The following is a 14451-nucleotide window of genomic DNA, read 5'->3' on the forward strand; positions in this document are numbered from 1 at the left end:
TTTTTAGTATAATAAAGATCAGTATGAAAACACGGGAGACTAAAGGAGATCAGATGAAAAGAAAACATTGGATGCAGTTGGGATTAGCGGCTTCGAGTATGGTCTTGTTAACAGGATGTTACCAAAGATACCAGCGCCAGTCCAGTCCTAAAAAAGAGGTTGCAACCAGCCAGACTTCAGCAAAGAAACAAGCATACAACAAACAATTATACCAGTCTGTTTTTTCAGACTATCAAAAGATTTTTGCCACTTCAAATGATTTGGATGCTATTTCCAAATTAAATTCTCAATTAGCCAAAGAAGATCGAATGATCAATAGCTGGGTGATCGAGACTGTCATCAATCAGCCAGAAGCCGTTCGCTATGCCTTTAAGGACTTAAATAGCGATGGGGTAGATGAGATGATCATCGCCAACCAGCAAACCGATGGGAGCTACTTTGCGACAGGAGTCTACTACCTCAAGGACCAAAAGCCGACCTTGCTTGCAGAAGGTTTCGTTGCTGGACACGGAGGAGCGCGCAATGCGACAACCCTCTATAAGGGAGGAGAAGTCCTGGAAGTCAGCTGGTTGTCGGGAACTGGCCGTGGTGTAGCCGTGCTTTCACGAATAGAAAAGACACCTCAAGCCGCGACAAAAGTCCAGGAAGAAGAAGTTCAGGTACCTGGGTCAGATCTGAATGCCCTCTTTGGAAAATCTGATGAGGATAAACTGGATCTCAAGAGTTTTGACTGGCAAACCTTTGAAAGCACACCATCAGGAGGCGATACCCAAAGCCAGGGGAAAACGCCATGGAATGCTGAAAAATCAGCAAAATTAGCAGAATTTATGAAGACCTGGGGTCAAAAGATGGGGCAACCCAACTACCAAAAAGGCATCGCTGGTGGTGATGTAGGACCAGACAACCTCTATACTCTAGGGGAAAATAGTAAGATGGATGCCATTTATACAGATACTGGTCAAGGAAATGCAAAATACCGCATCGTGGAACGCTATAGCAATTGGGACAAGTATCCAGATGTGCATAGTTATTTCTTTGCTATTACAGATACAGGAGAAGGCATTGTCTTTCATTCTCCAACGACCAATGGAGGAAAGATGTATCTAAAACCAACGGACAACAAGGAACTTCAAGAAGAATTTACACAGTTACTTCATCAATAAAAAGAAGAATAAACCAGAAAAGGACTGTTTTTCTGGTTTTGTTTATTCAAAGAATGAATAAAAATACAACAAAAGAAGTAATTTTTAGGATATAAAAAATGTTAAAAGCTAGTGATAATTAGCAGTATATAGGCATTTAAAAACAGAAAATGTTTGACAATTGAAGGAAAATCATTTAAAATATATTCATTCTTTATTTATAGGAGAAAAAATATGAAAAAACTTCTTACAGCCGGTGTGGCTCTCTTGTCAGTTGCAACGTTAGCAGCTTGTTCTGGTAAAACTGCTTCAGAATCATCAAGCAAAGATGCAAAAGCTTCTTCTAGCAAAGTAGAAAAATCATCTACTTCAGAAAGCAAATCAAGCAGTTCATCAAAATCATCTAAATCAGCAACCTCTTCTGTTAAAATTCCAGAAATTGTCTTGTTGACCGATGAAGAAATCGATAACGCCAAAACAATTGGTGATATGAAAACTCTTTATAGTAAATTAGTGGATAACTATAAAAAATATGCTCAAGATCTTGGCGATCAAATTCCAGAATCACATAGATCTATATATACTCAACAAGTAGAGCCAGCTCTCAAGACATTGGACGAATCAAAAACTCAATTTGATACGGCGCTTTCAACTGGTGGTTCAGATGATACAGTTGTTCCTGAACAAGGACGTACTGCTTTTGCACAACAATTGAAATCTGGACGTGACACTATGAAACAAGCTCTTGAAAGTGCATATAAGATGATTTCACCTTATATCTCTTCATCTTCATCAGCTGAATAATTCATAAATGAAAATGAGAGTGGGACAGAAATCGGTAATTCGTTAGAATTCGATTTCGTCGTCCCACCTCCGCACAGTTGAGTAGGGCTGTAAAAGCTGATGAAATCAGCGTAGTAGAGCCCACTCAACCACTGCGTCTTGCTCGACAATCCCAAAACAATTAATAGGTTAGGACCTCAAGTCCTAGCCTATTTTTGCTTTCTTACAAAAATGTAAGAAATAAAGGGGAAAATGTAAGGTTATGTTATGGTGAAAGCGCTTCAGTTTTAGTACAATAGATTTGTAAAAAACGATTGAAGCTTTTATCGAGCTAGAAAGGAATGGACCATGACCCTACTAGACGTTCAACATATCAAAAAAATCTACAAAACCCGCTTTCAAGGAACGCAGGTCGAAGCCCTAAAAGATATTCACTTCACTGTTGAGAAGGGCGAATATGTGGCCATCATGGGGGAATCAGGATCTGGGAAATCAACCCTCCTCAACATCCTGGCCATGCTGGATCAGCCGACGGAAGGGCAGGTTTACCTCAATGGCACAGATACCTCAACCATCAAGAACAAGGACGCCTCCAGCTTCCGCCGGGAAAAACTAGGCTTCGTCTTTCAAGATTTCAACCTGCTCGACACCTTGTCTGTCAAGGACAATATCCTTCTCCCTCTGGTCCTTTCTCGCAGACCGGTCAAGGAAATGATGAGCAAGGTGGATAGCGTCAGTCGAGAGTTGGGCATTCACCAACTGCTTGAAAAATACCCTTACGAAATCTCTGGTGGACAAAAGCAACGGGTAGCCGTAGCGCGGGCCATCATTACCTCGCCAGAAATCCTCCTGGCCGATGAGCCAACAGGGGCGCTGGATTCCAAGTCTTCAGCTGCGTTACTAGATGTCTTTGAAGATATCAATACCATGGGTCAAACCATTCTCATGGTGACCCACTCGACCGCAGCCGCAGCACGGGCCAAGCGCGTGCTCTTTATCAAGGATGGGATCCTTTACAACCAGATTTTCCGCGGGGAAAAGACAGAGCGTCAGATGTTCCAAGAAATCTCGGATACCCTGACGGTCATGGCGGGAAAGGAGGATTGTGATGTTTAAATTAACAAGTAAATTGGCTCTTTCCAACCTCAAACAAAATCGCAAATTGTATTACCCTTTCGCTATAGCTGTCATTTTAACGACCATGATCCTCTATAGCTTTATTGCCCTGGCAACGACCCCTCATTTAGAAACTTCTTACGGAGGACGAACGGCGAGAGCTGTCCTTGGTTTTGGTTGTTTCGTCGTCCAGCTGGTCGTCGTCATTTTAGTGGCTTATGCCAATGGCTATGTTATGAAAAATCGTTCCAAAGAATTGGGATTATACAGTGTTTTGGGGATGGAGAAGAAGCATCTCCTCGTCATGACCTTATGGGAATTGCTTATCTTCTATATCCTCACAGTTGGAGTAGGACTGGGCTTGGGGCTCTTGTTTGATCCCTTGATTTTTGCCCTCCTCTTAAAATGTATGGGGCTTCCAGTCGTCATTCAATCGACCTTCCAGATAGGGGCTGTTCTTAACACTTTATTTGGGCTAGCCTTAGCTTTTGCCCTCATTCTCTTGTTGAATTCTTTCCGTCTCTTGCGCTACAGTTCCCTCCACCTCATGCAACAGAAAAAGGCAGGAGAGAAGAAAGGACGCTTCTTGCTGGTCCAAACTCTTTTAGGACTAGGACTCTTAGGAATTGCTTTCTATTTAGCGCTAACAGCAGAGCGTCCGGTTGCGGCGGTTCAAGGATTCTTTATTGCCGTTATCTTGGTCATTCTTGCGACTTATCTCTTATTCAACGCAGGCACCATTACCTTTTTAAGATTTCTCAAAGGTCGGAAATCCTACTATTACAAGCCAGAGAATTTTATATCCGTCTCCAACTTAATAGCACGGATGCGAAAAAATGCAGCGGGCCTTGCGACCATTAGTATTCTATCCACCATGGTCTTGGTCACCTTAACCGGGTCGCTCAATATCTTTATTGGAGGGCAGAATTACCTAGATACGGTTTACCCTTCTGATTACATGATTAGTGTGGGGCATATGCCTTCAGATGCTGAAACAGAATCGGTTATTGAGGATGTTCAAGCTCAAATTAAGAAAACAGCCGATGCGACACATCTATCAGATTATCAGGTGGCACAGACTACATACTGGTCGGCTGAAATTCGAAAGATTGATGGAAGGAGCTTAGAGGTGAATGACCAGTCCACTCCATCAACTGGTCAGGAGTTGAAGTCAGAAGGAACAGTCTACTTTTTTGATCAGGCGACTTATGAGCAACTGACCGGTCAAAAAGTTGAGCTTGGGGAAAATGAAATCCTAGCCTATGGGTATCAATATCCTGGAAAATTAGACGCACAATTAGAAATCAATGGGAAGACCTTCACGATTAAAGAAAAACTAAACTCCAATTTTATCCAAGGGAAACTCCCTCAATCCGACCTGTTTCAACACCAAATGGGCTTGTACCTGGTCCTCCCTGACTTGAACCAACTGGGACTAAAAGTTGATAAAAATTTGGAATTCTCTATTACTGCTAAAAATAAAGATAACCAAGATTTTATTTCTGGCTTGATCAAAGAGCTGTATTCGACAGACAAAATCAGTCAATATGGTGCGACTTATTTTGGTGGATTTGATCGATACAGTATAGAGAAAGATTGGCGTGAAACAGCAGGGACTCTTCTATTTATCGGGATTTTTCTATCGGCGATCTTTCTATTAGCTACAGTTCTCGTGATTTACTACAAGCAGATTTCAGAGGGTCATGAGGATCGAGATAATTTTGTGATCTTGCAACAAGTAGGATTGGACCAAAAGCAAACCGGCACCACCATTCGCAAACAGATACTCACTGTCTTTTTTCTTCCATTATTCTTCTCCTTCCTGTACCTAGGAGTAGCCTACAAGATGATCGCAAAAATCGTTGCTATCTTAGGAGCAACCAATGCGGGCTTGGTGCTTCAAACAACTCTTTCTATCTGCGCTGTCTTCTTCATCTCCTATGTCCTTGTCTTTCTTCTGACTTCTAGAAGTTATCGGAAGATTGTCGTGAGGTAGCGTTCGAGTCTATAAAAGATTGAGAAATGAAAAATCCAATAAATAGACAAACTGTTTTTTACATAGGAGAAGCCAAGTGTTGCGGAAAGAATTATAATAATCTATATTATTAAGCTTATTTAAATAGATACCGAAACTTTCCGCCGTGAGAAAAGTGCTAGAAATAATAATATTTCTAGCACTCGGGAGTTTTGGAACCTTAGGTCCAAAACTAAGTTATGGAACTTCCTGGATTGCTGAAATCATCCACTGGATAATTTCACCTAACGTCCGTACTCACCTAAGGAAAGTTTCAAGGATAGGTTTTTCCTTAATCAAAAACACCGAGGTTCAACCTCGGTGTTTTTATCGTGATTATTTCACGTGTTTTACAAGTTCTTCTTGCGCTTTTTTGTTTGATTCTTCTTTTTCCTTCAACCAATTCTTATAAGCTTTTTCGTAGTCAGCAGTTGTGACTGTCTTGTCTTGAACCTTTTGGTATTTGAAGAAGGTTGTTTCACCTTTAATACCAATTGCAGAATTTGCTCTTGAGAATGGTGTTACCTTCGTGATAGATGGAACTCCACCCTTAGAGTAGATTGGAAGAACCATGGCATTTTCTGTCAACCAAGCTTGGGCAGCAGCGTATTTTTCATAACGTGCATTGGTATCCAATTTTTCAGCATTGGCAGCATCTAGCAATGCTTGGTATTCGTTCAAACCAATTTTCTCGATGAGTGCTTGGTCTTTCTTAGGATCAAGTCCCATACCAGTCAAGGTTGAACCATCTGTTGAGTTTAAGATATCCAAGTAAGTAGATGGGTCTTGGAAGTCAGGTCCCCAACCAGTGATATCCATATCAAAGTCTTTTTGCTCTGGTGATTGGGCAAAATAAGTAGCGTTATCTGCATCGTCTGTAGACAATTTTTGTACATCGATCACGACATTGTCTTTACCAAGCGCTGTTTCAATAGAACTCTTCATAGAGTCTGCTTGTTGGACAAGAGCATTAGAAGATTGGTCTACGACATAGTCGATATGGATTGGGAATTGAACACCTTGTGATTGCAATTCAGATTTCGCTTTTTCAAGTTCCGCTTTGGCTTTATCCGCATTATGCAAGCTATCTTGCGCGTCAGCAAAGCTAACACCTTTCCACTCATCTCCTGTTGCGGCAAGTTTTTCTTCAACGAGCGTACCGAAGTCTTTTCCGTTGGCTTGCACAAATGTTGGTGGAACTAGAAGGGTACGTAGAGTTTTTGATGCTCCGTCTTTCCCGTTAACTTGAGCGCTGTAGGAAGTTCTGTCTAAAGCAAAGTTCAAGGCTTGACGGAAATTCTTGTTTTGAAGAGCTGTCTTAGTACTGTTCTTTTGCTCATCAGACGTCTTCTTCGTATGACCGTAGTTTTGACGGTTAACGTTGAAGTAAGCGTAGTAAACAGTAGAATCTTGAGGTGTATAAACGATGTTATCCTTGAATTTCTTCTCAATTGTGCTGTAAGTTGAGCTTGTTGGGAAGAGACGAGCAGTAGATAGGTTCCCATCTGAGAAGTTACGAGCAAGATAGTCTTGGTCAGATCCATCGAAGTAAGTCAATTTAACCGTATCGATGTGAACATTTTTCTTGTCGTAGTAATCAGGGTTTTTATCCAACTCGATTTGTGATTTTGAAGTGAAGGATTTCAAAATGTATGGACCATTGTAGAGGATACCATTTGGTTTCACGCTACCAAAGTCTTTCCCAGCTGATTCCAAGAATTTTTCATTAACTGGCATCATGGTAGCAGTCGTCAATTTAGAATTCCAGAAAGATTCTGGTTGGTTCAAAGTGTATTGAAGAGTGTGATCATCAACAGCTTTTACCCCAACAGTTGAGAAGTCTTTGGTTTTCCCGTTTACATAGTCATCCAAGCCTTTGACCGAGTTTTGAACCAAGTAAAGAGCATCCGATTTTTTATCTGCTACGTATTTTAGAGATGTCACGAAATCTTGTGCAGTGACGTCAGCGTATTCATTTCCTTCTGAATCATACCACTTCGCATCTTTTCGAAGCTTGTAAGTATAAGTCAGACCGTCTTTTGAAACGGACCAGTCCTCAGCAAGAGCAGGCACTAAGTTACCGTATTGATCGTTTTCAAACAAACCATCGACCAAGTTGGTTGTAATGTCGCTTGTAGTTGAACGATTTGAAGTCAAATAGTTCAAGGAATCAGGGTCTGTACCATACACGTAGTTGTATGTAGTCCCTTTTGACGCATTAGAAGATGAGCCACATGCAGCAAGGAAAAGCGTTGAAGCCGCGGCGACACCTGCTAAAAGAGCAAGCTTCGATTTTTTCATATTCGTGTCTCCTTTTGAATAATTTTAATTATTATACTCCAATCAATCTATAAAATAAAGTGTTTTTTGAACTTTTTTTGCATATTTACACACCAGTATACAGTGAAAGCATTGATTTTAAGGGATTTTTAAGGAATAAAAATTTTTTTTTAAAAGTTACTATTTTGCTTTACATACTAGTTGAGAAAGAGTATACTGATAGTGAATAAACTAGTATGTAAAACAAACTAGTGAATATGTGAAGAAAGAGGTGAGAAGGATGAAGGAGTCCCAATTACTAAAGGGAGTCTTGGAGGGCTGTGTGCTGGAGATTATTTCCAAAAAGGCCATCTATGGTTACGAATTGATTCAAAGTCTCAAAGAGATGGGATTTGATAAGATTGTCGCTGGGACCATTTATCCCCTGCTTCAAAAATTAGAAAAACAAGGAATTATTCATGGGGAAATGAGGCCGTCTCCAGATGGTCCCGATCGTAAGTATTTTTCACTCAGCGATGCTGGAAAAGAGCGTTTAGGGGAATTTTGGGACCAGTGGCAGGAGCTAGTCACAAAAGTAGAACGTATCAAGAAGGAGGGAGAAGAATGGTAGAAAGTTATACAGAAAAAATGTCAGATGAATTGATTCATTTAAAGAAAGAGGATCAAGCCTATGTGAAAAAAATGGTCGCTTATATTGGGGCTAAGTCCTATTTTTATGATGATGAAGCACTTGGTGAACAACTCTACAATATGGTTTGCGACCTAAAAGTTGCTGAGAAAGAAGGCATTCGGGCAGTGGATTATTTTGGAAAGGATCCACGGGCGATGGTGGATCAAGTTCTTTCAGATTTGCCTAAACGCTCTTTAGGATCTTATGTGGGACTCGTCTTCCTAATTGGAGTGATCTTAGTTGGCATGCGTTATTTAATGGATTTCACCTGGATGACACCACTAAAAATCGAACCCTTGACCTATGTTGTCATTCTCCTCAATTTCTTGGTGTTCAGCCAGTTCATCACGTGGCTTTGGTCTAAACAGAGCTATGGTGAAATGAAGTGGTCTTGGGCTATGTTTATCAGTGTGATCAGCCTGATGGTATTTCTGAACATCGTACGACAATTTTCGATCTATTTTGGCCACATTGGGAGTCTCTTCTTATCAGATGGTTGGGCAATTGTTCTCGCTGTCCTAGTCTTACTTGGGTTTACGGTCATGGCTTTTAGAAGCAGGAATCGTCTGATGTCGAGTCTACTAGTCATGGGCCTGACTTTCCTAGTTACAGGATGCTGGATTCGTCTTGTGAATCAGGAAACTGCTCATTTAATAGGCTGGTTACTTCCTCTCATGGGACTAGTCCTGACCCTTATTGTATTTTGTCTCCAAAGAAAGAAGGAAGAAGCATGAAATCAGCAATGTATTTTGAAGAAACGCAGGCCTTGATGCAAACCTTTAGCCAGGAGGACCAAGCCTATTTCCAAGATCTCTGGGATTATTTCAATTTTGCAGGTTTCTTATATGAGGAGAAAGCCTTAAGAGAGCAGGTCTATAATCTAGCGCTAGATTTTTCGCAAGCAGGAGCGGATGGCTTAACGGCCAAGGACTATTTTGGTCTCGATCCAAAGGGAATGGCAGACCAAATCATCGAAAATATGCCCAAAGAATCGACGCGGTCTGTTTTGAAATATGGGGCTATCTTTTCAGGTATTGTGATATTTTATCGCCTCTTAAGTGATTTTGCTTCTCAAGCGGTCCTTGTGCTCAAGCCACTAGTCTATTTGACAGACATCATTTTGGGACTCCTAGCTGTTGGGATCATCTTCTATCTCCTTCGTCGTCTCATTTTTGCGGAGGAAAAAACGAAAAAAGCAATTTATGTAGCATTTGTTCTAGTTCTAGGATTCTATTTTGTCGGTGAAATAGTGGGAGTCCGCTTCTTGCCAGCTCTTGCTTGGTTTGTAGTCCCTAGTCCTTGGGATACTCTTCTCATGACAGGGGCTAGCGGGGCTCTCATTCTTTGGCAATGGAAAGAAGAGTTTGGACGAGCTTTCATCTTTCCTATCGTCGCCTTTTTAGTGGTTGGATTCTTACATCGCTGGACCTTGGCACAAGGAGTTCAGAATCTTGGTATGACGGTTCTTCTGCCCACAGTGATCATCGTCTTTGGGTTGGTTATTTATTATTGGTTTACGATTCGTGCTTTGAAAAAGAATAGGACGGAAAGTGATAAATAGTAAGAAAAGGGGGGGCTGGGACAAAAGTCCTAGCCTCTCAATTATTTTTGGATTGTCGAGCAAGACGCAGTGGTTGAGTGCTCAAAGCACTGCTTTGAGGTGGTAGATAGGACTTGCTAAGCAAGTTTCCTAAGTAGTTGTTCGCTTTTCAAGTTCCAAAGATGCCCTACTCAACTGTGCGGAGGTGGGACGACGAAATCGAATTCTAACAAATTACCGATTTCTGTCTCACTCTCTTTCTTATCCAAGTATGATAGAATAAACTCATTAGATGGGAGAATATACATGAATCTATTTCGAAAAAAGGCTTGGGGACAGGTTCACCCAGGGTTAAACCGCTATTTACGGTTGTGGGATTTGATTATTTTAGGAATCGGTGCCATGGTGGGGACAGGGATCTTCACGATTACGGGGACTGCAGCGGCGAATTTAGCTGGTCCAGCCTTGATCATTTCAATTGTGATTGCGGCTTTTTGCGTCGGCTTATCTGCCCTCTTCTTTGCAGAATTTGCATCCCGCATTCCTTCAACTGGTGGAGCCTATAGCTACCTCTATGCCATCTTTGGAGAGTTTCCAGCCTGGATTGCAGGTTGGTTGACCGTGATGGAATTCATGACAGCCGTATCAGGTGTGGCCTCAGGTTGGGCTGCTTATTTCAAGGGATTGTTGGCCAATCTTGGCTGGCGTCTGCCGACGGCTTTAAATGGGACTTTTGATCCAGCTGCGGGAACTTATGTGGATCTCTTACCTATTTTGGTCATGGTCCTCGTCACAGCCTTGGTCCTTATGAATGCAAAAGCCGTCTTACGCTTCAATTCCTTGCTGGTCTTACTCAAGTTCTCAGCTCTTACCTTGTTTATTCTTGTCGGGATTTTTCACCTAAACCCTGGCAACTGGGGAAACTTTGCCCCTTATGGCTTTGGCGAAATTTATGGTGGTCAAACAGGGATTATGGCTGGCGCTTCGCTCATGTTCTTTGCCTTTCTTGGTTTTGAGTCCATTTCAATGGCGGTCGATGAAATCAAGGAACCACAAAAGAACGTTCCTCGCGGCATTGTCCTTAGTCTTTTGATCACAACGGTTCTTTATATCTTGGTTACCCTGGTTTTGACCGGCATGGTTCCTTTTAAGAACTTAAATGTAGAGGATGCGGTTGCCTTTGCCCTCCGTCAGGTAGGAGCTAGCTGGGCAGGGAATTATGTATCGTTGGTCGCTATTTTGACCCTGATTACCGTCTGCATTTCTATGACTTTTGCCCTCTCACGGATGATTTACAGTTTGGCGCGAGATGGCCTTTTGCCAAAAGCGATGAAACAGCTCGATCCTAAAACCAGAATCCCAAAAAATGCGACCCTGGTCGCTGGAGTAATGGCTGCCATTGCTGGTGGAGTTTTTCCGCTAGCTAGTATCGCTTCCTTTTTAAATATCTGTACCTTGGCTTACCTGGTTATGTTGGCCTTTGCCCTCTTGAAATTGCGCAAGGAACACGGTGCTCCTGGACCTGGTGAATTTAAAACGCCTTTGGTTCCGGTCTTGCCAATTCTATCGATTGTGGTCTGTGTGTCCTTTATGACCCAGTATTCTCTATCGACCTGGCTGGCCTTTGGAGTTGCTCTCTTGATTGGGATAGGAATTTATTTTGGCTATGGGTATCGCCATTCAGAAGAACATAAATAAAAGATGAAAGCTAGAGTAGAAGAACTCTGGCTTTTTGTATAGGGAAAGCTCTTTTTTTGGTATAATAAAGGGAGAAAGTTAAATAGATAACAAAGGAGAACACCATGACATTTGAAGAGATTTTAAATAATAGTAATCATAAATTTCTTTAATGAATTCCACATAGAGTTCTGGTTTCTTAAAATTATATTTTATAGAGTTCGTCTACATTTCTTATTGTTTCACTCTAGAATAATTGGTAGAGGGTTATAATAGAATTATATTTTCGAAAAGTCGAAGTAGTTATAAATATTTATAAAAGTATAAGAAAGTAAAAGATAAGATTGAAAAATGAATAGGAGGTTATTATGAGATTCATTATTTCTTTTATCACATTTTGTGGTTTAGTTGGTGTTTGGTATTTTATAAAAAAACAACCTAATATAAAATATCGAAACATTTCGGCTTTGATCTCTTTAATTAGTTTTGTTATATTTGGTTTATTCTTTCGAGAAGATAAATCTCAACAAGGTTCGGTCAGATCTGTTGTTAGTTCGAGCAGTTCGTCTTTGAATTTATCTACAACAACTCAGGCATCTTCCTCGATATTAGAAGTGAGTTCATCAAGCGAATCAGCTTCGATATCAAATCAATTTAATGATGAAGAGTTTCAAAAATATGCTAGTCAATTTCAGAATAAATTGAATGAGTTGGTAAAAGAAACTGGGCAAGTTTATAGTGCTACAGGGAGAGGTCTTATACTATATCTGACTGTTCCACAAGACTTTAAATATAATTCAAAAGATAATATTCAAGAATTTGCTGATAAAGTGTTGCAGGTCAAGAATGAAACTTTTCCTGTTTGGCTTGTTGAAAATGGCTATTCTGCACAAGATGTAAGTATTCGTCTACACATTAAGACAGAAGATGGAACGGTACTCGCAAAAGAAAAGTTATCGGGAATAATGAAAGTTACGAAGTAAAAAATCAAATTAAGCAAACCTACCTCAAAAATGTTGGCTGATCTGTCTATTAAAAATGAAATAAGTCATCTTATTAATTTGCTAAAAAATAAATACATATTTTGGTTCTTCTAGTTTTGATAGAAGAAAAATTAAAATGTTAGTTTTTGTTAGTATGTGTTATTTTTCGAAGAAAACCGAAAATTTTATCTAGGTTTTCACAATATGTGATATAGTTTTTTTGAAACTATTTTTATATAGACTTTGAACTAATTAATTCTTGACATTGGAGTACGTGGAATTTACTTGGAAAATAAAAAAACGCTGATTTTACGACGTTTTTAACCTATTTAGAATTTACTTGGAAAATAAAAATTATGGAAGATAAAGATTTAAAAAAGTTATTAGAATTATTGAATAAAAATGAAGATGAAATTATTGAATACAAAGTTAATAATAAAGATCATGATCGTATAGGCAAATATATATCAGCTTTAGCTAACTCAGCAGCAATGTTAGGTCAGCAATTCTCATACTTAATTTGGGGGGTTAATGATGTTTCAAAAGAAATTATTGGTACAAAATTCTATCCAAAAACTGAAAAACATGCACAGGGTGAGCCGTTTATTACTTGGTTAGAAAGGATGCTTGATCCTCGTATCACAATTCGTTTTGAAGAATATGATATCGAACAAAAACATGTTGTCGTTTTAGTCATCCACATGAATGCTGGTAGACCTGTTGCTTTTAGCGGTAGTCGATACATTAGAAGTGGATCTTCATTAAAAAACTTAAAGGATTATCCTGAAAAGGAAAGAGAACTGTGGAAATCCTTTGAATCGCGATCATTTGAAAGAGAGTATGCAAAAACCGCATGTACATTTGAAGAAATTAAAGAATTGATTGATGTTAATTCCTATTTGAAAATGATGGGATACTTTGAAGATTCAAACGATGAAGAGATAATTTTTCATATGATAGAAGATGGTGTGATAGAATCTTCTGGAAAAACTTTCAATCTAACCAATATGGGAGCATTTACATTCGCAAAAAATCTTAAAAATTTTGAAAATTTATCTGCTCATGCTTTACGAGTAATTAGATATGCCGGTAATAATAAACTAAGTGCAGTAGCTGATAATACAGCTAGTAAAGGAGCTGCCGTTGGTTTTGAAGGTTTACTAAAATTTATCAATGGTCATTTACCTCGTAATCCTGAAACGTTAAAAGATAATGGACAAATCACTTCTGATACAGATTATCCTCCTCTGGTTATACGTGAAATAGTTGCAAACCAAATAGTACATCAGGATTTTTCTGTAAAAGGTAGCTCACCAACAATTGAAATATTTGATAATAGAGTAGTATTCACAAATCCTGGATCTCCTCTTAATCGTCCTGAAAGATTGCTTGATATGCCTCCTTACTCTCGAAATGAAGCTTTAGCTGAACTATTTCGAAAGATGCATTTAGTAGAGTCTCGTGGTAGCGGTATAGATAAGATTATCTTAACGTTGGAATTAAATCACTTACCTGCTCCGGATATAGCTGCTAAGGATAATTATACTGTTGTTACTTTACATCAACGACGAACAATCCAAGAAATGGGGAATAGAGAAAAAATAAATGCTATTTATTATCATTCTGCATTACTCTACATAGAAGATAATTTTATGACAAATAGTACACTAAGAAAAAGATTCGGATTGACAAATAAACAATCATCTATCGCTTCTAAACTCATTGCTCTTGCGTTAGAAAATGACAAAATAAAAATTTATGACGAAAACGCTGGAAAAAAGAATATGCAGTATATTCCATACTGGGGCATTAGTTACAATAATAACTCTACTCCAATTTCCTCAAAATAAACGCTAATAAGGGATTTCACAAGTTCAAACATGATTTGAACCACAATTTAAAACCTTTTTAATAATAGTTTACCTAATGATGTTTTTTGAAAGGAATATAAAAATTTCAGAAGTAAAAAAAGATGGCAGTACAGTATATTGTGCTAGTATGTATTTAGAAATAGATTAGATAACTGGAAAAAGGTGAAAACTAGTATAACTGCCCAAACTAGAAAAGAACAAAATTAAATGATAAAACCTAGCAAAAAAATTTAAATATAAATTCAGTTACATTACTGAGTTAGTGTAGATATAACATTATTAGGAACCAGCTGATTTATGGCTAGATACATTTAAATTAACTGTAAAACCATAGACCTTAAAATATAACGAAATCACAATTGTATAACATTTAGT

General features: G+C 39.1%; 11 protein-coding genes. 10 read left to right on the forward strand and 1 reads right to left on the reverse strand.

What is annotated here, in order from left to right; genetic code table 11:
- The first annotated feature begins 53 nt into the window (after positions 1–53).
- From I2F76_RS00670 to I2F76_RS00685, 4 genes are all read left to right on the forward strand, one after another.
- Positions 54–1163 (forward strand): DUF4767 domain-containing protein, encoded by a 1110-nt coding sequence (locus I2F76_RS00670; RefSeq protein WP_195487027.1) that lies wholly within the window; start codon positions 54–56, stop codon positions 1161–1163.
- A 213-nt stretch (positions 1164–1376) separates the two neighbouring features.
- Complete coding sequence (locus tag I2F76_RS00675; RefSeq protein ID WP_003006147.1) at positions 1377–1946, forward strand: hypothetical protein; 570 nt, start codon at positions 1377–1379, stop codon at positions 1944–1946.
- Between the two features lie 327 nt (positions 1947–2273).
- Positions 2274–3041 carry an ABC transporter ATP-binding protein gene (locus I2F76_RS00680; RefSeq protein ID WP_049486379.1) on the forward strand — a complete coding sequence of 256 codons (768 nt, stop codon included), beginning with the start codon at positions 2274–2276 and terminating at the stop codon, positions 3039–3041.
- Positions 3034–5037, forward strand: coding sequence for an FtsX-like permease family protein (locus I2F76_RS00685; RefSeq protein WP_195487028.1), 2004 nt, complete (start codon positions 3034–3036; stop codon positions 5035–5037). Before I2F76_RS00680 ends, I2F76_RS00685 begins: the two co-directional genes overlap by 8 nt.
- Positions 5038–5391: 354 nt before the next feature.
- On the opposite strand, the gene I2F76_RS00690 is transcribed toward I2F76_RS00685, so the two are convergent.
- Positions 5392–7356, reverse strand: coding sequence for a peptide ABC transporter substrate-binding protein (locus I2F76_RS00690; RefSeq protein ID WP_195487029.1), 1965 nt, complete (start codon positions 7354–7356; stop codon positions 5392–5394).
- A 259-nt stretch (positions 7357–7615) separates the two neighbouring features.
- On the opposite strand from I2F76_RS00690, the gene I2F76_RS00695 reads away from it, so the two are divergent.
- From I2F76_RS00695 to I2F76_RS00720, 6 genes are all read left to right on the forward strand, one after another.
- Positions 7616–7945 carry a PadR family transcriptional regulator gene (locus I2F76_RS00695; RefSeq protein WP_023917534.1) on the forward strand — a complete coding sequence of 110 codons (330 nt, stop codon included), beginning with the start codon at positions 7616–7618 and terminating at the stop codon, positions 7943–7945.
- Positions 7939–8739, forward strand: a complete 801-nt coding sequence (locus I2F76_RS00700) for a hypothetical protein (RefSeq protein ID WP_195487030.1) — start codon at positions 7939–7941, stop codon at positions 8737–8739. Before I2F76_RS00695 ends, I2F76_RS00700 begins: the two co-directional genes overlap by 7 nt.
- On the forward strand, positions 8736–9566 hold the full coding sequence (locus I2F76_RS00705) for a hypothetical protein (protein WP_070589535.1): 831 nt from the start codon (positions 8736–8738) through the stop codon (positions 9564–9566). The genes I2F76_RS00700 and I2F76_RS00705 overlap by 4 nt, the downstream gene beginning before the upstream one ends.
- Positions 9567–9851: 285 nt before the next feature.
- Positions 9852–11243 carry an APC family permease gene (locus tag I2F76_RS00710; protein WP_195422884.1) on the forward strand — a complete coding sequence of 464 codons (1392 nt, stop codon included), beginning with the start codon at positions 9852–9854 and terminating at the stop codon, positions 11241–11243.
- A 347-nt stretch (positions 11244–11590) separates the two neighbouring features.
- Positions 11591–12205 carry a hypothetical protein gene (locus I2F76_RS00715; RefSeq protein WP_070589531.1) on the forward strand — a complete coding sequence of 205 codons (615 nt, stop codon included), beginning with the start codon at positions 11591–11593 and terminating at the stop codon, positions 12203–12205.
- 356 nt (positions 12206–12561) lie between these two features.
- Positions 12562–14055 carry an ATP-binding protein gene (locus tag I2F76_RS00720; RefSeq protein ID WP_070589529.1) on the forward strand — a complete coding sequence of 498 codons (1494 nt, stop codon included), beginning with the start codon at positions 12562–12564 and terminating at the stop codon, positions 14053–14055.
- Positions 14056–14451 lie beyond the last annotated feature (396 nt).

This window comes from Streptococcus parasanguinis (genome assembly GCF_015557775.1).
GTDB classification, from domain to species: domain Bacteria; phylum Bacillota; class Bacilli; order Lactobacillales; family Streptococcaceae; genus Streptococcus; species Streptococcus parasanguinis_AA.